At 70.3% G+C, this 26,871-nt stretch carries 22 protein-coding genes; 12 read left to right on the top strand and 10 right to left on the bottom strand.

Translation table 11 applies throughout. The features are described from left to right. From ACFVJX_RS19915 to ACFVJX_RS19905, 3 genes are read left to right on the top strand one after another with little or no spacing between them, the layout of a single operon-like run. Entirely contained in the window at positions 1–888 is an 888-nt protein-coding gene (locus tag ACFVJX_RS19915) for a hypothetical protein (protein WP_384126402.1), read from the top strand. Beyond that, complete coding sequence (locus tag ACFVJX_RS19910) at positions 889–2,802, top strand: fumarate reductase/succinate dehydrogenase flavoprotein subunit (RefSeq protein WP_384126403.1); 1,914 nt, start codon at positions 889–891, stop codon at positions 2,800–2,802. After that, positions 2,799–3,575: a succinate dehydrogenase/fumarate reductase iron-sulfur subunit gene (locus ACFVJX_RS19905; protein ID WP_384126404.1), complete on the top strand. Its 777-nt coding sequence runs from the start codon at positions 2,799–2,801 to the stop codon at positions 3,573–3,575. Before ACFVJX_RS19910 ends, ACFVJX_RS19905 begins: the two co-directional genes overlap by 4 nt. Before the next feature lie 141 nt (positions 3,576–3,716). Here ACFVJX_RS19905 and ACFVJX_RS19900 read toward each other — a convergent pair whose 3' ends face one another. The 3 genes from ACFVJX_RS19900 to ACFVJX_RS19890 all read right to left on the bottom strand — a co-directional run bounded on the left by ACFVJX_RS19900 (position 3,717) and on the right by ACFVJX_RS19890 (position 6,405). Beyond that, positions 3,717–4,268, bottom strand: a complete 552-nt coding sequence (locus tag ACFVJX_RS19900; RefSeq protein ID WP_384126406.1) for an isochorismatase family protein — start codon at positions 4,266–4,268, stop codon at positions 3,717–3,719. Positions 4,269–4,402: 134 nt separating this feature from the next. After that, positions 4,403–5,725 (bottom strand): MFS transporter, encoded by a 1,323-nt coding sequence (locus tag ACFVJX_RS19895; protein ID WP_384126407.1) that lies wholly within the window; start codon positions 5,723–5,725, stop codon positions 4,403–4,405. 203 nt (positions 5,726–5,928) lie between these two features. Continuing rightward, the gene (locus ACFVJX_RS19890; protein ID WP_384126408.1) at positions 5,929–6,405 is read right to left on the bottom strand and encodes a MarR family winged helix-turn-helix transcriptional regulator; all 477 of its coding nucleotides are present in this window, start codon (positions 6,403–6,405) and stop codon (positions 5,929–5,931) included. Between the two features lie 158 nt (positions 6,406–6,563). Here ACFVJX_RS19890 and ACFVJX_RS19885 point away from each other — a divergent pair, with 158 nt between their 5' ends. After that, positions 6,564–7,643 (top strand): LacI family DNA-binding transcriptional regulator, encoded by a 1,080-nt coding sequence (locus tag ACFVJX_RS19885; RefSeq protein ID WP_384126410.1) that lies wholly within the window; start codon positions 6,564–6,566, stop codon positions 7,641–7,643. 18 nt (positions 7,644–7,661) lie between these two features. Here ACFVJX_RS19885 and ACFVJX_RS19880 read toward each other — a convergent pair whose 3' ends face one another. After that, complete coding sequence (locus ACFVJX_RS19880; RefSeq protein WP_384126412.1) at positions 7,662–8,657, bottom strand: acetylxylan esterase; 996 nt, start codon at positions 8,655–8,657, stop codon at positions 7,662–7,664. 268 nt (positions 8,658–8,925) lie between these two features. On the opposite strand from ACFVJX_RS19880, the gene ACFVJX_RS19875 reads away from it, so the two are divergent. The 7 genes from ACFVJX_RS19875 (at position 8,926) to ACFVJX_RS19845 (ending at position 18,261) form a co-directional block, all read left to right on the top strand. Continuing rightward, positions 8,926–10,170 (top strand): sugar ABC transporter substrate-binding protein, encoded by a 1,245-nt coding sequence (locus tag ACFVJX_RS19875; RefSeq protein WP_384126414.1) that lies wholly within the window; start codon positions 8,926–8,928, stop codon positions 10,168–10,170. A gap of 5 nt (positions 10,171–10,175) precedes the next feature. Next, entirely contained in the window at positions 10,176–11,168 is a 993-nt protein-coding gene (locus tag ACFVJX_RS19870) for a carbohydrate ABC transporter permease (RefSeq protein ID WP_384126415.1), read from the top strand. After that, positions 11,165–12,076 (top strand): carbohydrate ABC transporter permease, encoded by a 912-nt coding sequence (locus tag ACFVJX_RS19865; protein WP_384126417.1) that lies wholly within the window; start codon positions 11,165–11,167, stop codon positions 12,074–12,076. The genes ACFVJX_RS19870 and ACFVJX_RS19865 overlap by 4 nt, the downstream gene beginning before the upstream one ends. Positions 12,077–12,189: 113 nt before the next feature. Then, positions 12,190–13,392, top strand: coding sequence for a glycoside hydrolase family 1 protein (locus ACFVJX_RS19860; protein ID WP_384126418.1), 1,203 nt, complete (start codon positions 12,190–12,192; stop codon positions 13,390–13,392). A gap of 266 nt (positions 13,393–13,658) precedes the next feature. Continuing rightward, a complete protein-coding gene (locus ACFVJX_RS19855) occupies positions 13,659–15,167 on the top strand; it encodes a glucoamylase family protein (RefSeq protein WP_384126420.1) in 1,509 nt (502 codons plus the stop codon). A gap of 161 nt (positions 15,168–15,328) precedes the next feature. Next, positions 15,329–17,437: a TPM domain-containing protein gene (locus ACFVJX_RS19850; RefSeq protein WP_384126421.1), complete on the top strand. Its 2,109-nt coding sequence runs from the start codon at positions 15,329–15,331 to the stop codon at positions 17,435–17,437. A 110-nt stretch (positions 17,438–17,547) separates the two neighbouring features. Then, positions 17,548–18,261, top strand: a complete 714-nt coding sequence (locus tag ACFVJX_RS19845; RefSeq protein WP_384126423.1) for a PspA/IM30 family protein — start codon at positions 17,548–17,550, stop codon at positions 18,259–18,261. 24 nt (positions 18,262–18,285) lie between these two features. Here the strand turns inward: ACFVJX_RS19845 and ACFVJX_RS19840 are convergent, their stop codons facing one another. The 6 genes from ACFVJX_RS19840 to ACFVJX_RS19815 form a co-directional block, all read right to left on the bottom strand. After that, on the bottom strand, positions 18,286–20,856 hold the full coding sequence (locus ACFVJX_RS19840) for a SpoIIE family protein phosphatase (RefSeq protein ID WP_384126515.1): 2,571 nt from the start codon (positions 20,854–20,856) through the stop codon (positions 18,286–18,288). A 193-nt stretch (positions 20,857–21,049) separates the two neighbouring features. Beyond that, entirely contained in the window at positions 21,050–21,478 is a 429-nt protein-coding gene (locus ACFVJX_RS19835; RefSeq protein ID WP_384126424.1) for an ATP-binding protein, read from the bottom strand. A 188-nt stretch (positions 21,479–21,666) separates the two neighbouring features. Next, the gene (locus ACFVJX_RS19830) at positions 21,667–22,071 is read right to left on the bottom strand and encodes a (deoxy)nucleoside triphosphate pyrophosphohydrolase (protein ID WP_384126425.1); all 405 of its coding nucleotides are present in this window, start codon (positions 22,069–22,071) and stop codon (positions 21,667–21,669) included. 103 nt (positions 22,072–22,174) lie between these two features. Continuing rightward, a complete protein-coding gene (locus tag ACFVJX_RS19825; protein ID WP_384126426.1) occupies positions 22,175–22,357 on the bottom strand; it encodes an SPOR domain-containing protein in 183 nt (60 codons plus the stop codon). Positions 22,358–22,651: 294 nt separating this feature from the next. Next, on the bottom strand, positions 22,652–24,403 hold the full coding sequence (locus tag ACFVJX_RS19820) for a purine-cytosine permease family protein (RefSeq protein WP_384126428.1): 1,752 nt from the start codon (positions 24,401–24,403) through the stop codon (positions 22,652–22,654). 259 nt (positions 24,404–24,662) lie between these two features. Beyond that, positions 24,663–25,415: a GntR family transcriptional regulator gene (locus ACFVJX_RS19815; RefSeq protein ID WP_384126429.1), complete on the bottom strand. Its 753-nt coding sequence runs from the start codon at positions 25,413–25,415 to the stop codon at positions 24,663–24,665. Positions 25,416–25,625: 210 nt separating this feature from the next. On the opposite strand from ACFVJX_RS19815, the gene ACFVJX_RS19810 reads away from it, so the two are divergent. After that, positions 25,626–26,729, top strand: coding sequence for a threonine synthase (locus ACFVJX_RS19810; protein ID WP_384126430.1), 1,104 nt, complete (start codon positions 25,626–25,628; stop codon positions 26,727–26,729). Positions 26,730–26,871: the final 142 nt, after the last annotated feature.

Here is a 26,871-nt window from a genome sequence, read left to right as displayed (position 1 = left end):
TTGGCCACCGGTACGGAAACAGGCACGGATTCAGGCAAGGACCCGGGTACGGCCCCGGGCACGGAGCCGCCTCCACGTGGCGCAGCAGCGACCCGGACGGCGGGGGTGCACCACGCCTCGCGGGCTGCCATCGCCGCCCGCCATCTGCGGACCGACCGCTGGTGGCTGGCGCCCGCCGTGACGGCGGGCGGGCTGCTCGCCTTCATCGTCTACTCGACCTGGCGGGCGTTCTCGAACGCCGACTACTACGCAGCCCCCTACGTCTCGCCGTTCTACTCCCCGTGCCTGGCGGACAGCTGCGCCCCGATGCGGCACGGGCCGAACTGGGAACTCTTCGGCAGCTGGTGGGGCCTGTCCCCCGCCCTGCTGATCCTGATCTTCCCGCTCGGCTTCCGGCTGACCTGCTACTACTACCGCAAGGCCTACTACCGGGGCTTCTGGGCGTCGCCCCCGGCCTGCGCGGTCGCCGAACCGCACAAGGCGTACAGCGGCGAGACCCGCTTCCCGCTGATCATGCAGAACATCCACCGGTACTTCTTCTACGCCGCGCTGCCGGTCGCCGGGATCCTCACGTACGACACCGTGCTCTCCTTCCGCGACGAGCACTACGCCTGGGGCCACATGGGGCTCGGCTCGCTGGTCTTCGTCGTCAACATCGCCCTGATCTGGGCGTACACGCTCTCGTGCCACTCCTGCCGGCACATCATCGGCGGCCGGCTGCGGCACTTCTCCGAACATCCCGTGCGCTACCGGCTGTGGGGCTGGGTGGGGCGGCTCAACGCCCATCACATGCTGCTGGCCTGGGCCTCGCTGATCAGCGTGGCGCTCGCCGACTTCTACGTGTATCTCGTCGCCTCCGGCGCCTTCGACGATCCGAGGTTTTTCTGAATGACTGAGCTCGAACGGCAGCAGTGGGACGTCGTCGTGGTCGGTGCCGGAGGTGCCGGGCTGCGCGCCGCGATCGAGGCCCGGGAGCGCGGAGCCCGTACCGCCGTCATCTGTAAATCGCTCTTCGGCAAGGCGCACACGGTGATGGCGGAGGGCGGGATCGCCGCCTCCATGGGCAACGTGAACTCCGGGGACAGCTGGCAGGTGCACTTCCGCGACACCATGCGCGGCGGGAAGTTCCTCAACCAGTGGCGGATGGCGGAACTGCACGCGAAGGAGGCGCCCGACCGGGTCTGGGAGCTGGAGACCTGGGGCGCGCTCTTCGACCGCACCCCCGAGGGCAAGATCTCCCAGCGCAACTTCGGCGGTCACGAGTATCCCCGCCTGGCGCACGTCGGGGACCGTACCGGCCTCGAACTGATCCGTACCCTCCAGCAGAAGATCGTCTCGCTCCAGCAGGAGGACCACCGGGAGTTCGGTGACTACGAGGCCCGGCTGAAGGTCTTCCAGGAGTGCACGGTCACCCGCGTCCTGAAGGACGGCGAGAAGGTCTCCGGCACCTTCTGCTACGAGCGCGAGACCGGCAGGTTCTTCGTCCTGGAGGCGCCCGCGGTCGTCCTCGCCACCGGCGGCATCGGCAAGTCCTTCAAGGTGACGTCGAACTCCTGGGAGTACACCGGCGACGGCCACGCACTGGCCCTGCTGGCGGGCGCGCCCCTGCTGAACATGGAGTTCGTGCAGTTCCATCCGACCGGCATGGTCTGGCCACCCTCCGTCAAGGGCATCCTCGTCACCGAGTCGGTGCGCGGCGACGGCGGGGTGCTGCGGAACTCCGAGGGCAGGCGCTTCATGTTCGACTACGTCCCCGACGTGTTCAAGGAGAAGTACGCGCAGTCGGAGGAGGAGGGCGACCGCTGGTACGAGGACGCGGACAACAACCGCCGGCCTCCCGAGCTGCTGCCCCGCGACGAGGTCGCCCGCGCCATCAACTCCGAGGTGAAGGCGGGCCGCGGGTCACCGCACGGCGGGGTGTTCCTGGACGTGTCGACCCGGATGTCCGCGGAACGCATCCGGCGCCGGCTGCCGTCGATGTACCACCAGTTCAAGGAGCTGGCGGATGTCGACATCACGGCCGAGGCGATGGAGGTCGGCCCGACCTGCCACTACGTGATGGGCGGCATAGCCGTCGACTCCGACACCGCGGCCACCCTCGACGTGCCGGGGCTGTACGCGGCGGGGGAGGTCGCGGGCGGCATGCACGGCTCCAACCGGCTCGGCGGGAACTCCCTCTCCGACCTGCTGGTCTTCGGCCGCCGGGCCGGACTGCACGCCGCCGAGTACGCCGGATCCGCCGACGCCCTGCCCGTGGTGGACGAGGCGCAGATCGACGCCGCGGCGGCGGAGGCGCTGCGGCCGTTCAGTGCGGAGGAACTCACCGACGGCTCGCCGACGGAGAATCCGTACACCCTGCACCAGGAACTCCAGCGGACGATGAACGACCTGGTCGGCATCATCCGGCGGGCCCCCGAGATGGAGCAGGCCCTGGAGAAGCTGGCCGGGCTGCGGGAACGGGCAAGGCGGGCGGGGGTCGAGGGGCACCGCCAGTTCAACCCCGGCTGGCACCTCTCCCTGGACCTGCGCAACATGCTGCTGGTCAGCGAGTGCATCGCACGGGCCGCGCTGGAACGCACCGAGAGCCGCGGCGGCCACACCCGCGAGGACTGCCCGGCGATGGAGCGGTCCTGGCGCCCGGTCAATCTGCTGTGCCGGCCGGCCGATGTCTCCGCCGCGCCGCTGGAGGGCCGGATCGACCTCGTACGCAAGGTCACCGAACCCATCCGTCCGGATCTGCTCTCCCTCTTCGAGAAGGAGGAGCTGGTCAAGTACCTCGCCGAAGAGGAGCTGTACGAGTGAGCAGCTACAACGCACGGTTCAGGGTGTGGCGCGGGGACACCGACGGCGGCGCTCTGGAGGACTACGCGGTCGAGGTCAACGACGGCGAGGTCGTCCTCGACATCATCCACCGTATCCAGTCCACCCAGGCGGGCGATCTCGCGGTGCGGTGGAACTGCAAGGCCGGCAAGTGCGGTTCGTGCAGCGCGGAGATCAACGGGCGCCCTCGGCTGATGTGCATGACGCGCATGTCGGTGTTCGACCGCGAGGAGACGATCACCGTCACCCCGCTGCGGGCCTTCCCGGTGGTACGCGATCTGGTGACCGATGTGTCGTTCAACTACGCCAAGGCACGCGAGGTGCCCGCGTTCGTGCCGCCGGAGGGGGTGAAGGCGGGCGACTACCGGATGCAGCAGGTCGATGTGGACCGCTCGCAGGAGTTCCGCAAGTGCATCGAGTGCTTCCTGTGCCAGGACACCTGCCATGTGGTGCGCGACCACGAGGAGAACAAGGCCGCCTTCGCCGGACCGCGCTTCCTGATGCGGGTCGCGGAGCTGGACATGCACCCGCTGGACGCCGCCGCCGAATCCGGGCTCGACCGGAAGGCCACGGCCCAGGAGGAGCACGGACTCGGCTACTGCAACATCACGAAGTGCTGTACGGAGGTGTGCCCCGAACACATCAAGATCACCGACAACGCGCTGATCCCGCTGAAGGAGCGGGCCGTGGACCGCAAGTACGACCCGCTGGTGTGGCTGGGGAACAAGATCCGGCGGCGGGATCCGTCCTCCTGAGCCCACGGGCTGTCCCGCCAGGGATTGGGGGGACAGCCCTTGAACTGGGGGCGGCCCCGGGATTGGGGGACAGCCCTTGAATTGGGGGGGGGCGGCCCCGGGATTGGGGGGCAGCCCTTGGGATCCCGCCGCGACGGGCGGTCAGCCCAGCAGCTTGATGATCGCGTCGGTGGTGTCGGTCTCGCCGAGGCGCGGGAAGATCCGCTCGACGCTGTTGTCGTGGGCCTCGGCACTCATGTCGGTCACCGCGTCCGTGGCGATCGTGACGTGGTAGCCGTGCTCGTACGCCGAGCGGGCGGTGGACTCGACGCCGATGCTGGTCGCGATCCCGGTCACCACGACCTGGGTCACACCGCGACGGCGCAGCTGGAGGTCGAGGTCGGTGCCGTAGAAGGCGCCCCACTGCTGCTTGGTGACGACGATGTCGCCGTCCTTCGGGCCGAGCTCGGGGACGATCTCGGCCCAGTCGGCGGCCGGCTTCCCGGAACGGGCGGGGCCCTCGGTGCGGCCGGGGGCACCGCCGGTGACGCGGACCAGGACGACCGGGAGGCCCTTGGCCCGGAACGCGTCGGCGAGCGTCGCGGAGTGCGCGATCACGTCGGCGCTGGGGTGGGCGGTGGGCAGGCCGGTGATGCCCTTCTGGAGGTCGACGACGACCAGTGCGGTCTTCGGGTCGAGGGTGGTGGCGCTCATGGTGGGGCTCCTTGGTTCTTCGGCTTGGTTCTTCGGCGGGCGATTCTCTGGGGGCGTTTCTCCGGGGACGTTTCTCCGGGGGCGTTTCCCTGGGGGTGGTGGTTCTCAGGTGCGACCGCGCAGGGCGCGGTGGTTCAGGTGCGGCCACGCAGGGCGCGGTCGGTGAGGGTCAGGACGATCAGTGCGACACCCAGCACGACGGAGACCCCGGCCATCAGGTGCAGGCCGTGGTCGCTGGCCGACTGCCCGTAGGCGAGCGCGATCAGGCTGGAGGCGGTGATGGCCCCTATGTACTGGGCGGTGCGCTGGAGCCCCGCGGCGGAACCGATGGACTCGGCAGGGGCGTAGGCCTGGACGGCCGCCTGGTTGCTCGTACCGATCAGCCCCTGCGGGATGCCGAAGCACGCCCCGGCGAGCAGCAGGACCGCGAGCGGGGTGTCGCCGGAGAGGAACACCAGCACCCCGGCCCCGACGGTGAGCAGGACACAGGCCAGTGCGAGCGGGCCGCGGAGGCCCTTCGTCCGGGCCCCGAGCAGCGAACAGACCAGGGCGGCGACGGACATCGGCAGCATCAGCAGGCCGGTGTGTCCGGACGAGTAGCCACGGACCTCCTCCAGCCACTGCGTGTACCCGTACATGACGCAGTAGATCAGCAGATAGCTGATTCCGTGCCGCAGGTACGTCCGTGAGAGAGCGGCGTTTCCCGCCAGCATCCGCAGGTCGATGAAGGGGTGCGCGGTACGCAGTTGCCAACGGACCAGCGCGGCGGTCAGGACTGCGAAGGGCGCCGACAGCCACCACATCGGGTGGGCGAGATCCAGCAGGAAGAAGACGAGCACGGTCAGGGCTGCGGAGAAGAGAGCGATGCCGAGCGGGTCCAGGCCGAGCCGCGGCCTACTGCCGTCGGCGGCCCGCCGCCGGGGCGGGTCGGCAGGGATCCAGAGCAGGGCGGCACCGAACGCGACCAGAGCGACGGGCACGTTGACGGCGAAGATGCCGCGCCAGCCGACGACCATGACCAGCAGTCCGCCGAGCGTGGGGCCGACGGCCGCACTGCCGAGCGCGGCGAAGGAGAGCCGGGCCAGGACGGGACGCGGAGTGGTCCGGCCGAGCCGGGCGGACTCGTCGCGCAGCACCGCCATCGCCGCTGGATAGGCGGCCGACGTACCGATGCCGAGCAGCAGTCGGGAGACGATCAGCCAGCCGAAGCTCGGCGCCACCGTCCCGACCAGACCGGACGCGATGACGACGACGAGACCGGCGAGGAAGACACGGCGCGGACCGAGCACATCGGCGAGTCTGCCCAGCACGGGCTGGGCGACGGCACTGGCGAGGTAGAGGACCGAGATCAGCCACGCGGTGTCGGCGGCACCAATGGCGAAGTGGTGCCCGATCGCCACCAGAGCGGTGGAGATCATCGTGGTGTTGAGGGGGTTGAGCAGGGAACCGATCAGCAACGGAGCGGTGAGCCGGGCACTGAACCCGGGGGCGGCGGACCCGGGCCGTGTCGACGCCGGTGCGGCCTCATCGGCCGATGTCGACGCCGATGCCGATGTCGGTACCCGTGTCGGTACCGGTGCCGGTGTTGGTGTTGGTGCCGGTGTTGGTGTCGGTACCGGCGGCTCCTGGGGTATCGCTGCGGGGACCGCGTCGCGGCCCGTCATGAACCGACCAGGCGGTCCAGGAGGACGGTCGCCTCGGCGACGGTGCGGCGCTCGGCCCCGTCCAGCTCGGCGGCGATCACCTCGGCGAGCCAGTTGCGCTTCGCGGCCCGGACCTGCGCGAGGGTGATGCGTCCGGTATCGGTGATCGACATGACGGACTTGCGTCCGTCGTCCGGATCGGGCGCACGCTCGACGAGCCCCTGTCCCTCCAGGGCGCCGAGGGTCAGCCGCATGGACTGCGGGCGCACGAACTCGGCGCGGGCCAGCGCGGCCGTGGTGGCCGGACCCCCGTCCTCGATCCGCGCCAGCACCGAGCGCTGGGTCGGCGTGAGCAGGCTCTCCGAGGACGAGGAACGCAGCCGTCGCAGCAGCCTGCCGACGACGGCGGCGAGCTCGTTCGCCACCTGCTCGACTTCCTTCGCCACCTGCTCGGCGCTGGGGTCGGTGGGGGCGGAACCGGACGATTGCGTCATGCACCTACCGTAAAAGATGCGCAGGCCATCTTGCAAGGTAGCCTGTCGAACTCGATGCGACCTTGCTCCTGCCGGGCCCGCGACCTAGGGTGAATGCGCTTTCAAAACGTGTATGTCGGTACGTGTCGGTACGGAAGAAGAAGCGGACGGTCGGTCGAGTGAGCGCCCCTACGGTGTACGACGTCGCCGAGCGATCGGGCGTCTCCATTGCCACGGTGTCCCGGGTCTACCGCAACCCGGATTCGGTGCGCGCCCAGACCCGTGAGCGGGTCCTGGAGGCGGCACGGGAGCTCGGCTACGTTCCGAGCGGGAACGCGCGGGGACTGGCCAGCCGCACCACCGGCGTGCTCGGCCTGTGCTTCCCCGACTACGCCGACCCGGACGCCGAGGCCGATGCCGAGGCGGACAGCGACGCCGACGACGCGGTGATGCTCTACTCCGACCAGATCATCCGGGGCATGGAGCGGGCCGCGCGGCGGCACGGCTACGCGCTGCTGATCGCGGCCTCACTGGAGGGCGGGCCCGAAAGCCTGGTCGCGAAGGTCGCGGGGCGGGTCGACGGCTTCGCAGTTCTGGCGCAGACCGTACCGACCGAGGACCTGGAAGTGATATCGCGCCGGCTGCCGGTCGTGATGCTCGCCGGGCCGCGCGAGATCGACCACCTCGACCACATCGTCGTCGCCAACGCCGACGGCGAACGCGAACTGACCCGGCACCTCATCGAGGACCACGGCCTGCGCCGGCTCGCGTTCATCGGCGGCGACCCGGACTCACCGGACGCCGAGGCGCGGTTCCGGGGCTTCCAGGAGGCGTGCCGGGACGCCGGTCTCCCGGTGCCGGACGCACCGGATCTGCGGACGACGATGATGAAACAGGCCGAGGGCGCCCAGGCTGCCGAAGCCCTGCTGGACCGGTCCGCGGAACGGCCGGAGGCCATGCTGTTCGCCAACGACCAGATGGCGGTGGGCGCCCTGCGCGCACTGGCCCGGCGCGGCATCCGCGTGCCCCAGGACATGGCGGTGACCGGCTTCGACGGAATCCCCCTGAGCCGGATCGTCCAGCCGTCGCTGACGACGGTGCGCCAGCCGATCCGTCAACTCGGCGAACAGGCAGTCGAGTTGCTGATCAAGAGACTGGGCGACAGCACCCGCGACCCGGTATCGCTCACCCTCCCGGTATCCCCGGTCCACCGCACCAGCTGCGGCTGCGGCTCCCCCCTCAAGCCCACCCACGGCTGAGCCCGCCCCCACGCGAGGTCACCGCCCCAGCCACTTCCCGAAGAACCGCGTGCGCCCGGCCCCCAACGCCGCAACCTCATCCCCCAGCCCCGCGTGCTCGAAGTGCCCCGCACTCAGCACCACCAGCTCACGCTCCCCCGCCAACGCGTTGTGCACGGCGAACTGCCCCGGCGGCGGCACGCTCGGGTCGAACAGCGCCGCGGCCACCAGCGTCGGCAGCTCCAGGAACCCCGCGGCCGTAGCGGCATCGAAGTACCTCAGGACCTCGGTGACCCCAGGGTGCTCCCGGTGGTACCTGCGCACCGACTCCCCGCTCCCCACACACGGCAGCGTGAGCCGCAGCGGATGGTTCCCGAACGTCGGCACCGTCAGCTGCGCCGCCCCGAACCGGTCGTCCCACGGCAGGGCCAGCGCGCCCAGCCCTCCACCGAAGCTCTCCCCCAGGTAGCCCAGCCCGCGAGCCCCCGCCCCGCCCCCGGGTCCGAGCTCCGGAACCAGCGCCTGGAGCGCCGACGCCGCACACCACAGATCGGCGACGCAGTCACCGATGACATAGCTGTCCCGTGACTCGATGCCGTGCAGCACGTGGCCGTCGGCCGCATCGGGGATGCCCGCCCGCAGACCGCGCGCCCCCATCCCCCGCACGCACGGCAGGATCGCCGCCGACGCGGCCAGCGGCAGCGGCACATCCGGACCGGGCTCCTGCCGGCCGCCGTAACCGTGCCCGATGACGAACCCCTGGCGCACCACCCCGTCGGACGGCAGCGCGAGCCAGCCTCCCAGCCGTGCCCCGCCCACCGAGGTGTAGGCCACTCCGTGGATCCGGACACCGTCACGCTCGTCCTCGATCGGCCCGATCTCCGGCTCCGTCGCGACCTTGCGAGCCGCCTCGTAACGCGCTCGCCAGAAGTCCGCGAACCCGTCCGGTGGCCGTGGCGCGGGAATGGCCGACAGGTCATCGAGGGTGCACCCGTAGGACGGGTCAAAAGGGAAATCATGGACGAACGAAGCCATGATCACGACAATATCCCGCCCCCGCCCCCGCCCCCCACCCGCTCGCGACCACTCGCCCCAAACATGCGTAATCGGTCACACGGCCCCCTTTTCCGCAAACGGCACACTTACCGTTCCAAGCTGAGCATTCAGCCGAACATTCAGATGTCCAATGCGTTGCACGAGTGTGACCAAGCACCCTCTTGCGGATTCCCGAACCCCTGCCGCAGAGTGATGTATGCGCTTACAGGCAGCGCATACATTCGGATTGCTCAAGGAGGAGCCCTCCATGCCCCGCACCGCCAGAACCGCCTCCGCCGGTATCGCAGTCGCGCTCGCTCTCGGTCTGTCCGCGTGCGGCAGCTCCGGTGGCGACGACGTCGCCGCGGACAAGAAGCAGACGATCACCGTCTGGGCCATGGGGGCCGAGGGCGAGAAGCTCGCGGATGTGGCCAAGGTCTACGAGAAGGCCAATCCGAACATCACCATCAAGGTCACCCCGGTCGGCTGGGACGTCGCCCACCAGAAGCTGGTCTCCGCGGCCGCCGCCGGCAGCATGCCGGACGTGGCGCAGATGGGCGGCAGTTACATGGGCGAGTTCTCCGAGCTCGGCGTCCTGGAGCCGGTCGACACCAAGACCTTCCAGGAGAAGGACTTCTTCCCGGCCGGCTGGAAGCAGGGCGAGGTGGACGGCCAGGCGTACGGCGTGCCGTGGTACGTCGACACCCGTGTCCTCTACTACCGCACCGACCTGGCCGAGAAGGCCGGCATCACCAAGGCCCCGACCACCTGGAAGGAGATGCAGGACCTCGCCACCGCCTACCAGAAGAAGGCGGACACCAAGTGGGGCCTGTCCATCCAGCCCAGCGGCCTGGACACGGTGCAGAACTTCTACTCCTTCCTGTACTCGGCCGGCGGCGAGATCGTCAACGCCAAGGGCGAGACCGTCATCGACAGCCCGGCGGCCGTCAAGGCTCTGAAGGAGTACGGCTCCTACTTCAGCAAGGGGCTCTCCAACAAGTCCGTGCAGCCCGGCTACGACGTGGTGAAGGACTTCGGCAACGGCCGCGTCCCGATGTTCTTCGGCGGTCCCTGGCACGTCACCCTGCTGAACGAGGGGCAGCCGCAGCTCAAGGGCAAGTGGGCGGTGGCCCCGGTCCCCGCCGACGAGTCCTCCACCTCCATGGCCGGCGGCTCCTCCCTGGTGGTCTCCAAGGACAGCGAGCACAAGGCCGCCGCCACCCGGTTCATCAAGTACCTGACGGACACCAAGGGCCAGGCCGACTGGTACAAGCGCACCAAGGACCTGCCGGCCAACACCGCCGCCTGGACCTCCGGTGACCTCGCCGACGATGCCGACCTCCAGGTCTTCAAGAAGCAGATGGACACCGCCAAGTCCTCCCCGTCGCTGCCCAACTGGACCGAGGTCACCGACAAGGTCGACCAGGCCGTCGCGAAGGTGACCCAGGGCAAGGCGTCCGCCGAGGACGCGCTGAAGACTGCGCAGTCCCAGATCGAAGGCCTCGTGAAGTAGGAGCCATGAGCACCACGACCGGAAAGGCCGCGGAGTCGGCCAAGGTGCAGCCCGGACCGGGGGCCCCGACGTCCCCGGCCGCCGGGCCCAAGGGTTCGCGAATGCGCGGGAAGCCCTCGCTGGGTGTGCAGAACATGGCCGGCTGGCTGTTCTCCACTCCCTTCCTCGTTCTCTTCCTCGTTTTCATGGCCGTCCCGATCATCGCCACCCTGGTGATGAGCTTCACGGACTTCGGGCTGCGCAACGTGACGCACCCGCTGGACGCGAACTTCATCGGATTCGAGAACTACACCAAGCTGTTCAGTGACGAGAAGTTCCTCAAGTCGCTTTTCAACACGGCGTACTTCGTGGTCATCGGCGTCCCGCTGACGATCTTCCTCGGGCTGGTCGTCGCCGTACTGCTGAACAACGGCATCGACCGGGCCCGGACCTTCTTCCGCGTCGGTTTCTACGCCCCGGTCGTCACCACGATCGTCGCCGTCGCCGTCGTCTGGCGCTTCGTGCTGGACCCGAGCGACGGTCTGATCGCGGGCCTCTTCTCCGAAGTGGGCCTCACCTCTCCGGACTTCCTGGGCTCCGAGAAACTCGCGATGCCCTCGATGATCGCGATGGCGGTCTGGCGCAACCTCGGCACGGTCATGGTGCTCTTCATCGCCGGCCTGCAGGCCATTCCCACGGAAGTACGGGAAGCAGCACGGCTGGACGGGGCCAGTGTCTGGCAGGAGTTCAAGGGCATCACCGTCCCGCTGCTGCGGCCCACGCTGCTCTACGCCACGGTGATCACCACCATCGGCTACCTCAACGTCTTCGAGGAACCCTTCGTGATGACGCAGGGCGGCCCCTCCGACTCGACGCTCACCGTCTCGCTGAACATGTACCGCGAAGGCTTCAACTTCTTCCACATGGGCTATGCGAGCGCCATGGCGTATGTCCTCTTCGTAGTGATCATGGGCATCACGGTGCTGCAGCTCCGACTGCTGAAGGACAACACGAAATGAGCGCCACCAATGCACCGGGCGCCGTCTCGACGGCGCCGTCGAAGAAGCCCGGGGACGCCGAGCGGAGGAACAGGGCCGGGAAGCCGAGGTCCGTGAAGCGGGTCCTCGTCTACGTGCTGCTCTCGTTCGGCCTGCTGATCATGTCGGCGCCGTTCCTGTGGATGGCCCTCTCCTCGTTCAAGACGTCGAGCGAACTGACCGCGAGTCCGCCCGTCTGGATCCCGACCGAGTGGACCCTCGGCAACTTCCGGGACCTGCTCGACAAGCTCGATCTGCCGCTGTACTTCATGAACTCGGTGATCGTGGCGGTGCTCGTGACCGTCTCGAACCTGGTGTTCTGCTCGATGCTCGGCTACGCACTGGCCAAGCTGAAGTTCGCCGGCCGCAACAAGATCTTCGGCCTGGTCCTCGGCGCCCTCATGGTGCCGGGCAACCTCATGCTGCTGCCGCTCTTCGTCCTGATGAGCAAGCTCCAGCTGATCGACTCGTACGCCGGTCTGGTGCTGCCGTTCGCGGCCGGGGCCTTCGGCGTCTTCCTGATGCGGCAGTTCATGCAGTCGATCCCGGACGAGCTGCTGGAAGCGGCCCGGATGGACGGCGCCGGTGAGTGGTACATCTTCTGGCGCATCGTGATGCCGCTGGTGAAGCCCGCTCTGGCAACGCTGTCGATCTTCACGTTCCTCGGCTCCTGGAACAACTTCGTCTGGCCGCTCATCGCGACCAACGATCCCGACAAGTACACCCTGCCGGTCGCCCTGGCCACCTTCGCCACCGACCCGAACAAGTCGGGCGGATCCAACGGCATGCTGATGGCCGGCTCCTTCCTGATCGTGCTGCCGGTCCTGGTCGTGTTCATCGCGCTCCAGCGGCACTTCACCCAGGGCATCGCCACGGCCGGCATGAAGTAGTCCGCGCCGGGGGCGGACTGCCCCACCCCCGGCCGCCCCACCGACACGCACGCGGCCCGCACCCCGCACACCCGCCGGCCGCCCCCCTTCACGCACCAGAAAGACAGTTTGCGATGACTCACACCCAGGTCCCGTTCCCCGAAGGCTTCCTGTGGGGCGCCTCCACGGCCGCCCACCAGATCGAGGGCAACAACACCAACAGCGACTGGTGGGTCAAGGAGCACACCGCGGGCACCCACATCCAGGAGCCCAGCCTCGACGCCTGCGACAGCTACCACCGCTGGCACGAGGACATGGACGTCCTGGCCGGGCTCGGCTTCACCGACTACCGGTTCTCCATCGAGTGGGCCCGTATCGAGCCCGCCGAGGGACGGTTCTCCCGGGCCGAGCTCGCCCACTACCGCCGCATGGTCGAGGGCGCCGTCGAGCGCGGGCTGCGCCCCATGGTCACCCTGCACCACTTCACCGTGCCCCAGTGGTTCGAGGCCCGTGGCGGCTTCACCTCGGAAGGCGCGACCGAGCTCTTCGCCCGCTACGTCGCCGCCTGCGCGCCGGTGATCGGTGAAGGTGTCAGCCACGTCTGCACCATCAACGAGCCGAACATGATCGCCGTGATGGCGGGCCAGGCCAAGCGCGGCGACATCGGCTTCCCGCCCGCCGGGCTGCCGACCCCCGACGACGAGACGACCGTGGCCGTCATCGCCGCGCACCACGCCGCCGTCAAGGAGGTCAAGGCGATCAACGCCGACATCCAGGTCGGCTGGACCATCGCCAACCAGGTCTACCAGGCCCTTCCCGGCGCGGAGGAGGTCACCGCCGCCTACCGCCACCCCCGTGAGGACGTCTTCATCGAGGCGGCCCGCGGCGACGACTGGATCGGCGTGCAGTCCTACACCCGGACCAGGATCGGACCGGACGGCCCGATCCCCACCGCCGACGACGTGGAGCGCACCCTCACGCAGTGGGAGTACTACCCCTCCGCCGTCGGCCACGCGCTGCGCCACACCGCCGAGGTCGTGGGCGGCGACGTGCCGCTCATCGTGACCGAGAACGGCATCGCGACCGACGTGGACAGCCGCCGGATCGACTACTACACCGGTGCCCTGAACGAGGTCGCCTCCGCCATCCAGGACGGTCTTCGCGTCGAGGGATACCTCGCGTGGAGTGCTCTGGACAACTACGAGTGGGGCTCCTACGCACCGACCTTCGGCCTCATCGGATGGGACCCGGAGACCTTCGAGCGGCTCCCGAAGCCGTCCGCCGTCTGGCTGGGCGAGATGGGCCGCACCCGCGAGCTGCCGCGTATCGCCGACTGACGTCGGCCCCCTGACCGGGAGCCCCCTGACAGCTCCCGACCGTGCGGGGACCGGCGGAACCTGACATCCGCCGGGCCCCGCGCCGAACCGCCCCGGCGCGGTCCGCGCCCCGGACCGTACCGACAACCGCGACCACAGCCGCCACGGCCGCCATGGCCGGGAACGGCGCCGGCGGCGCAGCACCACCCCGGGCGGCTCTCCTCCGCCGCATCGAGCACGCCACGAAACTCCGCCATCCCCCTTCTGCCAACGGGAGCTGGACCTTCATGGACCGTCGCACGTTTCTCACCGCAACCGGGACCGGGGCTGCCGCTCTGTCCCTCGGAGCCGTATCCGCATCCCCGACGAACGCCGTTCCCACCGCTCGCACCTCGCCTTCCGCGGACGCCGCTCGGCTTGTTCACGCCCCTGACGAACCACTGCTGCTGCGCTGGTTCCGCGATACGTATCACTCGATCGAGGCAATGACGACCGACCTCGGTCTCGCCGTAGACAAGATCGACGTGAGCGGGCCGGGCGGGCCGGTGCCTGCTCGCCAGACGTCGCCCACCAACATCGGCTGCGGCCTGTGGTCGACCGTCGCGGCCGGCGGGCTCGGGGTGATCAGCGACGCCACGATGCGGAGCAGGCTGGAGCGCACGGTCCGGTCCGTGGAGAAGCTGGAGCGCCATCACGGGTTCTGGCTCAACTGGTACGACGCACACGACGGTTCGGTACTCACCGAGTGGCCGGACACCGGCGATCCGGTCCGGCCGTTCCTCTCGTCCGTCGACAACGCCTGGCTGATCACCGGACTGCGCATCGCCGCGGAGGCGGCCCCCGAACTGCGCCCCCGCATCGCCCGCATCCTGGCGGACGCCGACTGGTCCTACTACTACACGCCCTTCGATCCGGCGGACCCCGTCGCCGGACCCGGCCAGCTGCGCGGCGGGTTCTGGACCGACACCGAGGAGCCCACCGACCACCACTACGGCGCCCTCAACACCGAGCCCCGGATGGCCAGCTACCTGGGCATCGCGGACGGATCCCTGCCCACCGACCACTACTGGCACCTGCTGCGCACCATGCTTCCGGAAAACGAGCAGGAGCAGCAGCCGCAGGGCCGTTACGTCGCGATGGACGGCATCCGTGTCTGGCAGGGCCACTACACGCACCGCGGCCGCAAGCTCGTTCCCACCTGGGGCGGGTCGATGTTCGAGGCGCTGATGGTTCCGCTGTTCGTGCCGGAGCCGGAGTGGTCGCCGCGGTCATGGGGCCGCACCCACCAGCGGTACGTGCGCGGCCAGATCGAGCACGGCACGGCAGAGGCGGAGTACGGGTACTGGGGCTTCTCGCCGGCCGGCGTTCCCGAGGGCGGGTACCAGGAGTACGGGGTCGACGCGCTCGGCATGCAGGTCGACGGCTACGCATCGAACACCGACCGCACGTACACCACCGACGGCGCCCCGCTGCCTCCCGCGTCGGCGTTCACCAACGGTGTGGTCACCCCGCACGCCTCGTTCCTGGCTCTGCCCTACGCACCGGTGGAGGCGGTGGCGAACCTGCGCGCGCTGGACCGCGATTTCGGCGCCTATCACGACGGCTACGGGTTCCGGGACTCCGTGAACGTCTCCACCGGGCGGGTCAGCGACTATCTGCTCGCCCTCGACCAGGGGATGATCGCCGCGGCCCTGGCCCAGGCGCTCCGCCCCGGGCTGCTGCAACAGCCGTTCCGGACCGGTGGCTTCCGTTCCCGGGTCCGGCCGCTGCTCGCCAAGGAGCGGTTCAGCATCTGAGCCGGGGCGGTCGTGGGACGGTGTACGGCGGGCCCGGCGCCGGCCGTACACCGTCCCCCCACACCGCGGAGGCTGATCCGTCACGGCCTCCGCGGGCCCGTCCACTCGCCGGGTCGCGGGTCACAGAACCCGGACATAGCCTCACAAACGTGATGCCGCCTGTGAGCCGACCCCGGATCCTCATACCGGGCCGGGCCCTGCTCGCCGTCCTGCTGACAGTGTGCTGGCTGGCCCTCCCCGCCGCGCTGACCGCTCGCGCCGACGACCCCGTCACGCTGTCCCGCGCCGGCCAGATCACCGACAAGGTGGGCGCGCTGGGAGACCGCAAGGGGCAGGTGGCCTCCGCACTCGACCAGCTGTACGACAGACATCGCATCCAGCTCTTCGTGGCGTACGTCCGTGATTTCTCCGGGCGGTCCGCGCAGAGCTGGGCCGACGACACAGCCGGCCGCAACGGCCTCGGGCGCGACGACGTCCTGCTCGCCGTCGCCACCCATGACAGGCAGTACGCGTACTCCGTCGACCAGGACTCCGGCCTCACCGACGCCCAGCTCCAGGATGTGGCGAGCACCGCCGTCGAGCCCGCGCTCAAGGAGAACGACTGGGCCGGCGCGGCGATCGGGGCCGCCGACGGGTACTCCGCCGTCCTGACCGGCGCGGCCGTGCCCACGCCGGCCATCACGCCGGGCGCCGAAGACCCAGGGACGGGGAGTTCCGGCGGCACGACCGTCGGGGACCTGGTCCTGCCGGTCGTCGTGGTCGGCGGGGCCGGGGCGGCCGCCGCCTATGCCTACACCCGGCGCAGGCGGCGCACCGCGACCCGCACCACGCCCGGTGCGACCGGTTGGGGGCCGGGCGGCACCGGCCGGAACGATCCGCCGGAGCCCCCGGCTCCGCTGCCGGAACTCGACGCCCGCGCCAAGGAGACGCTGGTCGACACGGACGACGCGGTCCGCACCAGTGACGAGGAGCTCGGGTTCGCCACGGCACAGTTCGGCGAGGAGGCCGCGGCGCCGTTCACCGAGGCGGTCGCCCATGCCAAGGGCGAGCTGACGGCCGCGTTCCGGCTGCGCCAGCAGCTCGATGACGCCTTTCCCGAGGACGATGCCACCCGCCGGCGGATGCTGGACGAGATCATCAGCCGTTGCGCGGACGCCAACGCCCGGCTGGACGCGGTCTCGGAGGACTTCGACCGACTGCGCGCGCTGGAGCGCAACGCCCCGCAGGCACTCGCCGCGGCCGAGACCGCGTTCCACGCGCTCGCTGCCCGCCTCTCCAACGCCGAGGCGACCCTCGCCTCCCTGCGCGGTCACTACGCGGAGTCGGCCTCGGCGCCCGTGGCGGGTGACATCGCACAGGCCGAGGACCGGCTCGCCTTCGCCAGCTCGTCGCTCGACCGGGCCCGGCAGGGTGTGGACGGCGGGGACAGCGCCGCCGCCGCGGTCTACGTACGGGCCGCCGAGGGCGCGGTCGGCCAGGCGACCACCCTCGTCGACGCCGTCGACCGGCGCGCGCGGGAGATCGAGGAGGCCGCGGGAAAGCTGCCGGCCGCGCTCACCGAGATGGACACGGACCTGGCGGACGCGGGCGGACTGCTGGAAGGCACCGCGGAGGGGGTGTCCACGGCGGATCTCCGGGGCCGGATCGCCCGTGCGCGGTCCGTGACCCGCGACGTGCGGGGAGAGGTGCGGGCCGGCCCGTACGACCCCATCGACGCGCTGCGCCGGGTCGAGGAGGCGGACGCCGCACTGGACGAGGCGCTGGCCGGTGCGCGCGAGCAGGAGCAGGGCAACCGCCGGGCCCGCTCGCTCCTCGACCAGACGATGCTCACCGCACGGTCCGCGATCGGTGCCGCCGCCGACTACATCGGCACCCATCGAGGGGCCGTCGGCAGCCAGGCCAGGACCCGGCTGGCGGAGGCGCAGCGCCGGCTGGAGCGGGCCGGGGAGCTGGCCGGGACGGACGACGCCCAGGGGGCGCTGGCCGAGGCGCACCGGGCGGACTCGCTGGCCGGGCAGGCGCAGAGCCTCGCGGAACAGGACGTGCGGGCGTACGGGAACCGAGGTGGTCCGGGCGGTGTGCAGGGCGGGGGCATGGGCGGCGCGGTCCTCGGCGGAATCCTCCTCGGCGGGCTGCTGGGCGGGGGCGGCCGAGGAGGCGGATTCGGGGGCGGCGGGTTCGGCGGAGGGGGGTTCGGCGGGGGCGGCGGGCCGGGCAGCTTCGGCGGAGGGGGCACCCGTGGCCGGCGTGGTGGCGGCGGCCGGTTCTGACCGCCCCGATGCGCGGCGGGCGGTTCCGGCCACCCGCGTACACGGGGACGACAGGCGTACACGGCATCCGCAGTGCCGTGGAGCAGCAACGGAGACACAGGAGAGGTGCCATGACCAAGCAGACCATCGTCGGACGCGTCACCCAGCTGGCGAAGGCCAACATCAACGCGCTGCTCGACCAGGCCGAGGACCCGCAGAAGATGCTGGACCAGCTGATCCGCGACTACACGTCCAACATCTCGGAGGCCGAACAGGCCGTGGCGGCCACGATCGGCAATCTGCGGCTGATGGAGCAGGACCACCGCGAGGACGTCGAGGCGGCCAAGGAGTGGGGCGAGAAGGCCCTGGCCGCCAGCCGTAAGGCGGATGAGCTGCGTGCGGGCGGTTCGGGGCCCGATGCCGACAAGTTCGACAACCTGGCCAAGGTCGCGCTCGGCCGGCAGCTCCAGTCGGAGAAGGAGGCGAGGACCGCGGAGCCCACCATCGCCTCGCAGACGGAGGTGGTGGACAAGCTCAAGTCCGGGCTGGACCGGATGAAGGCCAAGCTGACGGAGCTGAAGTCCAAGCGGGACGAGCTGGTCGCACGGGCCAAGTCCGCCCAGGCACAGAACCAGATGATGGACTCCGTCAAGAACATCAACGTCCTCGACCCGACCAGTGAGATCAGCCGGTTCGAGGACAAGGTGCGGCGCGAGGAGGCGAAGGCGGTGGGGAAGCAGGAGCTTGCCGCGTCGTCCCTGGACGCCCAGTTCGAGCAGTTGGACACGCTGGGAGACAGTGCCGAGGTCGAGGCGCGCCTGGCCGCCCTGAAGACGACCTCATGATCATGGCCGCGCTCCGGCCCCTGTTCAGAACATGCTGAGAAGCTCCTCGACCGTGCGCTCGGCGGCCGGCCGGCCGTCGGGCAGGGACAGTTCGAACCAGACCGTCTTTCCGCGCGGGGTCCGCCGCGATCCCCAGGCCGCGCTCAGCAGCCCGACAAGTTGCAGGCCCCGGCCGCCCTCGTCCGTGTCACGTGCCCGCCGTCGCCGCGGCTGGACGAGACCCGCGTCCCATACCTCGCACACGAGGGTACGGTCGCGCAGCAGCCTGAGCCGGATCTCCCCCTCGCCGTACCGGAGGGCGTTGGTGACCAGTTCACTGACGAGCAGTTCGGTGGTGTCCACCAGGTCGTCGAGGTCCCAGGCGAGCAGCTGGCCGCGGGCGAGTTCGCGGGCGCGGCCGACCGACCGGGGCTCTCGGGGCAGCCGCCAGTCGCCGACGGCCTCGGTCGGCAGCCCCTGGATACGGGCCATCAGCAGGGCGATGTCGTCCTCGCCGTGCCGGGTGTCGAGCGTGCTCAGTACGTGGTCGCAGACGTCCTCGAGAGGTCGCGTGGGTTCGACGAGGGCGCCGCGCAGCGCTTCCAGCCCCTCGTCCAGGGGGTGATCGCGCGACTCGACGAGGCCGTCGGTGTAGAGGGCGAGGAGGGCGCCCTCCTTGAGTTCGACCTCGACTTCCTCGAAGGGCTCGCCTCCGACGCCGAGCGGCATGCCGGGCGGGACGTCGAGCAGCAGCGCCGGTTCGCCCGGTTCGACCACGGCGGGGGGAAGATGACCGGCGTTGGCGAAGGTGCACCGCCGCGTGACCGGGTCGTAGACCGCGTAGACGCAGGTGGCGAGATAGACCTCGGAGAGATCCGCTTCGCGGGACTTGTGGGCGGCCCGCGAGGGCCACTGGGCCCCGCCGGTCCCGCCGGAGGAGGTGCTGCCACCTGGGGTGCCGAGTCCTCGGGCGACTTCGTCGAGCGCGGAGAGGACCTCGGCGGGCTCCAGGTCGAGGAGTGCCAGGGTCCGCACGGCGGTGCGCAGTTCTCCCATGGCCACGGCGGCGCGCAGGCCGCGTCCCATGACGTCGCCGACGACGAGGGCGGTGCGGTGCCCGGGGAGTTCGATCACGTCGAACCAGTCGCCGCCCACCTCGGTCGCGGTGTTGCCGGGGAGATAGCGGCAGGCGATGTCGAGGCCGGCGGCCTCCGGGTCCCCGGGGGGCAGCAGGCTGCGCTGGAGTATCAGGGCGCGCTCGTGCTCGCGCCGGTAGAGGCGGGCGTTGTCGATACAGACGGCGGCGCGGGCGGCGAGCTCGGTGGCCAGGGCCCGGTCCCGTTCGCCGAAGGGTTCGCTGCCCTTGGTGCGGGAGAACTGCACGAGACCGACGACGGTGTCGTGGGCGACCATCGGGACGGCGAAGGTGGACTGGACGAATCCGCGGTCGTCGCCGGGCACGTCCTCGACGTGGCCGCTGCGCAGGGCCACGGCACAGGGCGAGTTGAACGGATAGCGGTGCACCGCGCCGAGCGCGGGCGGCCCGGCGGCCGTGCGGCCCCCGGTGATCTCGCCGGCGTCGTCCGGGGCGGCCTCGGGCATGGCGTCGGACACGGCGCTGGCGAAGGCGACGCGGCGCAGTTCGGCGGAGCCGCCGACCGATTCCTGACGGAGCGGGCTCCAGCTGCCCGGCGGGGCCTCCTCCCCGGTGAGCAGCGCCTGGTAGAGGTCGACGGAGGCCAGATCGCAGAAGCCGGGCACGGCGACGTCGAGGAGTTCGCGGGCGGTGGTCTCCAGGTCGAGGGAGTTGCCGATGCGTGCGCTGGCCTCGTTGAGCAGGGCGAGGTTGCGCCTGGCGCTGGCGGCCTCGCGGGCGGCGATATGGCGCCGGGTGACGTCGGTGGCCAGTCCGGCGACGCCGATGGGACGGCCCGATCCGCTGTGCACCCGGTAGAGGTTCATCGACCAGTGGCGGCGCGCCGTGTCGTCCGGGACGGTGCCGACGAGCTGGAGGTCGGTGACGGATTCACCGGTCTCCAGCACCCGGCTGAGGGTGGCGGCCAGCCGGTCGGCCTCCGTACCGGCGAGGTAGTCGTGGACGGTGCGGCCTCGGTGGTCGTCGGCACGGCCGCCGAAGACGGTGGCGAAACGCTGATTGGCCCGCAGGACCGTGAAGTCGGTACCGAACAGTACGAAGCCGAAAGGAGATTGGCCGAATATCGCCTGCGAGGCCGCGAGGTCCGTCTCGATGCCGCGGAGCGCGCGGACATCCACGACGATGCAGACCGCGGCCCGTTCACCGGTGGCGGTCTCACTGGGCATCACATAGATCTCGGCGAGACCGTGCAGGTCCTCATCGCCCGGCATCCGGAAGGGGACGAGGCCTGTCCACTCCTTGCCGTCGAGCACCTCGCCGATCCGGCGGTGCCCTTCCCCGCGCACCTCACCGGGCAGGAAGGCCTCGACGGGGTCCCTGCCCACCGCCTCGTGCGCGGGAACGCCGAAGAGGCCGGCGGCCCGGCGGCTCCACTGCTCGATCAGACCATCGGGGCCGACCGAGAAGGAGGCGACCCTGATGTAGTCATAGATCGAGCCAGGCGGACTGCTCTGCCACACGACGTCGCCCGCTGTCCCAGGTATTTCGCTCACGCGACCGTCCCCTCCAGCTCACACACCGGACCGGTCCTGCCCGCAGTATTCAGCACTACGGCCCTCACTGACACGGCGTTCACGATCACAGCACGGTCTCAGTACCTTTCAGCCAGGTTCTGCCCGTCCTTCGGTGATCGCTGTCCGTCCCATCCCACTCCTAACCAGGCAGGGCGAGCTCGAACCACACGGTCTTGCCGCTCTTTCCACGCCGGATCCCCCAGCGCCGGGCGGAACAGGCCAGGAGCTGCAGCCCTCTGCCGCCTTCGTCATCGGGCCCCGCCGCACGTTCGGTGGGCGGATCCGGAAGCGGATCGGAGACCTCCACCAAAAGACCGGGGTGTGCGCAGAGGCCGTCACCGTTGGCTCGGGGGCGCACCAGCCGTACGTCGATGGGGCCCGACGCGTAGCGCGTGGAGTTGGTCACCAGCTCGCTGACCAGGAGTACGACCACATCCCCGACCGATGGATCGATCCCCCAGCCGCGCAGCGCATCGTGGACGGCGTGCCGGGCCGTGCGTACGGCGCCGGGCGCAGCCGGAAAGCTCCACTCGGCGCAGTCGCCTTCGGTATCGATCACGCCGATCACTTCCCAAGACCAGCAACGGGGGACGTCCTGTTTACGGGGGCTAAACAGCACATACCCGATATTCGTCGCTAAATACCGCCGGACTCGACACGTGGGGCGTACGGGTGTAACGGCATGCGCACGAAAGCGTGTGCGTGTAGTGAAAGGGCGCACGGCCCCTTCGGCGCGCCGCGGGTCGGGCACTCTGCTCAGTGGTGTGCGCCGCCGGACAGTCGCCGTACGGCCTCGGCGACCGCGGGCCGGTCCTGCTCCAGCCAGTCGACGGTGTCGCTCTCTTCCGGCCCGAGCCAGCGCAGTTCGTCGTGATCCTCAAGAGGCGCGGGCACACCGGACACCAGGCGGGCCGTCCACACCCGGAGCACATAGCCGGGTTTGAGCGGCCACTCACCGGGGATGCGCTCCAGCGGCTCCGTCTCGACGCCGAGTTCCTCCCGGAGTTCGCGCACGAGCGCCTGCTCGCCGCTCTCCCCCGGCTCCACCTTGCCGCCGGGCAGTTCCCAGCGGCCGGCCAGCTCGGGCGGGGCACTGCGGCGCGCTGCGAGCAACCGCCCCCGGTCGTAGACGGCTCCGGCCACCACCACACGATCAGTCATGCCCCGGAGCGTAATGCCCGGCCCGGCCGCCCCGGAGGATGAAGGCCCCGCGGCCGACGCGCCCACTACGACCACGCCGGCCGGCCAGGGCCGGGCACACACGCTACGGGCGGGTGGTCTGTCCTACGCGCTCCACCCAGTAGAGCCGCTCGGGGCCGCGGACATCGAGCTTGTCGGCGGTCCGCTGGGCCTCGTCCTGCGTGGCGTACCTGCCCACGCGGTAGCGGTTGCCGTTGTCGTCCTGCCGTATCACCAGCCAAGGGAGCACGGCACCGCTGTCGCTCATCGTGTCCCTCCCGAGCATTGCGCCCCTCCCCTGAACGGCGTGCACGTCTCTAAGGATCCCCAGGAAACCGCAGTACGCATATGCCCGAGCGTACGCCTGACCTTCACACAACGAATACGTAATTGCACAAAGAGATACCGATCCGGCCAGGTGTGGACCAACCCCCTGGGGGCGCATCCAACTGGATGCGCCCCCAGGGGGATTCGGGCCGATCCGGCACGGATCTCGCCTGACCTGCCCGGATCGGATCGGGCAGATCCGGAACCGTAGGTTCTACGCCCGGCCCGCGGTCGCTTACGCGCCCTCGCCCGCCCCCTGGCGCAGCACGGGCACCGGCATGAGGACCGGACCGTTGGCCGGTTCCTTGCGGCAGACATCCCCGCACTCCGCGTCCAACGAGCAGCACAGCGAGCAGATCGGGCCGGACTGCACGGGACAGTCGGCGATGTCCGGGAGTTCGTAGGCCGTTTCGCAGACGGAGCAGGTGTGGGTGGCGGTGATGTCCGCGACCTCGACCCCCGGACCGTTCACCGGATTGGGCCGGGCCAGGTAGTACCTGCCGCCGGTCGCCCACGCGATCAGCGGACAGAGGGTCAGCGAGAGGCCGGCCGCGATGAAGGTCGAGAAGGCCTCCGGGTAGGTACCGAACAGCCCGAAGAAGGCGAGGATCGATACGGTCGAGGCGATCAGCATGGCGCCGAACCCCGCCGGGTTCACCGCGTACAGGTAGGCGCGCTTGAACTCGATGTACGGCGGGCTCAGCCCGATCCGCTTGTTGATGACCAGGTCGGCCGCGACGGCGGCGATCCAGGCGATGCCGACGTTCGAGTAGAAGCCCAGCAGTTTGTTGAGGGCCGCGAACATGTTCATCTCCATCAGCGTCAGCGCGATGACGAGATTGAGGAAGATGTACCAGACCCGGCCCGGGTGACGGTGGGTGATGCGGGAGAAGAAGTTCGACCAGGACAGCGAGCCGCTGTAGGCGTTGGTCACGTTGATCTTGATCTGCGACACGATCACGAAGAGCGCGGCGGCGGGCAGCGCGAACGAGCCCAGCCAGGGCTTCAGCGCCTCGATCTGTGGCGCGATCGGCTCCAGCGCGTGTGTCTTGCCGACCGCTTCCAGCGCGACGAAGGCGAGCAGCGCACCACCGAGTTGCTTGGCCGCGCCGATGATGACCCAGCCGGGGCCGGCGGCGATGACCGCGATGTTCCAGCGGCGCTTGTTGGCCTCGGTCTTCGCGGGCATGAAGCGCAGGTAGTCGGCCTGCTCACCGATCTGGGCGATGAGCGAGAGCGCGACGCCCGTACCGAGCCCGAACCCGATCCAGGAGAAGCCCGGCCCCGCGCCTTCCGTACCGCCGAAGGAGCCGAACGCGCCCCAGGCGTCCGGCGCCTCGAAGGCGAGCACGACGAACGGGAGCACCATGCCGATGATCCAGATCGGCTGGGTCCAGGCCTGCACCTTGGCGAGGGCTCCCATCCCCCGGAAGACGATCGGGATGACGATCAGCGTGGTGATCAGATAGCCCGCCTCGACCGGCAGACCGATGGCCTGGTGCATGGCCTGCGCCATGATCGAGCCTTCGAGGGCGAAGAAGATGAAGGTGAAGGACGCGTAGATCAGCGAGGTCAGCGTCGAGCCGAAGTAGCCGAACCCGGCGCCCCGGGTGACCAGGTCCATGTCCAGGCCGTACTTCGCGCAGGCCCGGGCGATGGGGATGCCGGTGAGGAAGATGATCGTCGCGGCGGCCAGGATCGAGGCGAATCCGCTGGTGAAACCGTAGGTGAAGACGATCGAGGCACCGATCGCGAAGTCGGCGAGATAGGCGATCCCGCCGAGCGCGGTGCCCGCGACCACGGCGGGGGACCAGCGCCGGAACGAGTGCGGTGCGTAGCGCAGCGAGTAGTCCTCGCGGCTCTCGTCGGCGGCGAGCTTCGCGTAACTGCGCCTGGGCGGCGGGGCTCCGGCCCCGCCCGCCGGGGCCCCTGGGGCGGTGTCCGCCTCAAGAGCCCCGGCCGTCTCAGGTATGGCTGTGTCCGTCATCGGCGACTTCCCGTTCGTCAGTCCGGTGTGCGGGTTCGAACGGGAAGTTAGGAGCAGGACATGACAAGCCATCACGGGCGGCGATTGCCCGGCTGTTACGGGTTCCGGGCGGGCGTTAACTTGTCGTCACGGGCGCCGGACGCGCACCACCGGCTATCGACCACCTGCCGGGGGCGGTGCTCGCGAGTACCGGCCGGCTGCCGGGAACGGTGCTTCCGGGCACCGGCCACCCGACAGGGACGGCTCTCGCGGGGACCGGTCATCTGACGGGGAGGCGGTAGGCGATCCGGTATCGGTCGGCGGGCACCACCACATCGGCGGTCTCGACGGGCCGCCCCGACGCGTAGTACGTCCGCTCGATCACCATCACCACGTGCCCCGGCACCCCGCCGAGCGCCAGGAGCTCCTCCGCAAGCCCCGGGCGGGCGCCGACCTGCTCGGCCACGTTGTCCACCACCACATCGATCGCGGCCATCCGCTCGACCACCCCGCAACCGCCGAGCGGGCCCTCCTCGGGCAGCATCACGGGCGTGCGCCCCGTGACCGCGAGGTTCTCCCAGGAGGTGGAGAGCATCATGGGTTCACCGGCCTCCCGGAAGACGTAGCGCGTACGCATCACACGGTCGTCCGGCTCGATTCCCAGCCGTTCGGCGATCTCCGGACTCGCCCCCTCCTGTTCGCTCCGGGACTCCCAGGTCCCCCGCGCGCCCTCCGCCGTCTGTTCCTGCCGGAACGGGCTGGCGCCGGTCTCCGACCGGAAACCGGAGCGCGCGATGCCGCGTGGGACGGGACGCTCGCGCACATACGTGCCGGAGCCGGAGCGGCCCTCGACCAGCCCCTCGGCCATCAGCACTTTGCGCGCCTCCAGCGCGACGGTGTCCGAGACCCCGTACTCCTCGCGGATACGCGCCTGCGACGGCAGGCGCGTATGCGGCGGCAGCGAACCATTGGCGATCTTCTCTCGCAGATCGCTCGCAACGCGCAGATAGGCGGGCTGCTCACCGAAAGTCACAAGCCACTCCCCAAGAGGTTGACAGACTGCAACAGCGTCGCAACCGTGGGTTCAGAACCGCAAGCACAGGCCAAGGTTTCACTCGAAGTGATGATTCGCTGCCGACGTGCGCATACCCGCGGTAGCAGCACGCGGCCGGGCTCCGCACGGCGGCCCGGACCGATCCGGCCGGCCCCTGCCCGCCGCCGGCCGCCTGACATGCTGGTTGCCATGGCCACCGCATACCGCTGCCCGCAGGACGGGACCCGCGCCGACCTCACCTCCCCGGCATGGTGCTGTCCGGTCTGCCGCGGCCCGTGGGACCTCGACTTCGAGATCACGGACCCCCTCCGCCCCGGCGCCCTGCCCGGCCGGGTCAACTCCCTGTGGCGGTACGAGGAGGTGTTGCCGCTCGCGTCCCCCACGACCACCCTGGGCGAGGGCCGCACACCGCTCGTCCCGCTCACCGGCACGGTCTCGGCCAAGCTCGACTTCCTCATGCCGACGCTCTCCTTCAAGGACCGCGGAGCCGTGATGCTCGCCGAACTGGCCCGCCGGCTCTCCCCCGACCGTGTCGTGGCGGACAGCAGCGGCAACGCGGGCACCGCCGTCGCGGCATACTGCGCGCGGGCCGGGCTGCCCTGCACGGTGTACGTCCCCGAGGGCACGTCCGCGAAGAAGACCGAGCAGATCCGGGCCCATGGAGCCCGGCTGGAAATCGTCCCCGGAGACCGCGAGTCGACGGCCCTGGCCGCCCGTACCGCCGCCGACGCGCCAGGCACGTTCTACGCCTCGCACGTCTTCAACCCGTACTTCCTGCACGGCACGAAGACCTACGTCTACGAGATGTGGGAGGACCTCGGCGGCACGCTCCCGGACGCCATCGCCGTACCGGTCGGCAACGGCACCCTGCTCCTGGGCGCGGCCCTGGCCATCACGGAACTCCATGCCCAGGGCCTGATCAGCACCCGTCCGGCCCTGATCGCCGTGCAGTCCGATGCGGTCTCCCCGCTTGCCGCCGCCTTCCGGGCCGGGGCGGAGGATCTCCTCGACGCCCCGGCCGCACCGGTCTCCCCCACCCTCGCCGAGGGCATCGCCATCCCGCGTCCGCCCCGGGCCCGGGCGATCCTGGCGGCGGTACGCGAGTCGGGCGGCACCTTCCTGACCGTGACCGAGGATCAGATCCGCAGCGCACAGCTGGATCTGGCCACTCGCGGCTTCTACGTGGAGACGACCGGGGTCGCCTGCTGGGCCGCGGTCGGCGGCTGGACGGACCGCAGCGTCGTCGTGCCGCTGTGCGGCGCGGGGCTCAAGACGGGCCTCGCGTCCGCCTGAGAGCAACTTGGGGGCCGGGGCAAGTCTCCGTGGCGGGCCGGCGAATCGGAGGCGGTGCACCGCGGAGGCGCGCCTCACGGCCTGAGCCGGAGCACGCGGCACGCGGCCTGCCCGGCAAATCCGGGGCGGGCCCGGGACCGGG

It is taken from the genome of Streptomyces sp. NPDC127177 (genome assembly GCF_042672475.1).
GTDB lineage: Bacteria > Actinomycetota > Actinomycetes > Streptomycetales > Streptomycetaceae > Streptomyces.
Note: the sequence above shows the minus strand (reverse complement) of the source record. Positions and strands in the feature narration are given on the sequence as shown.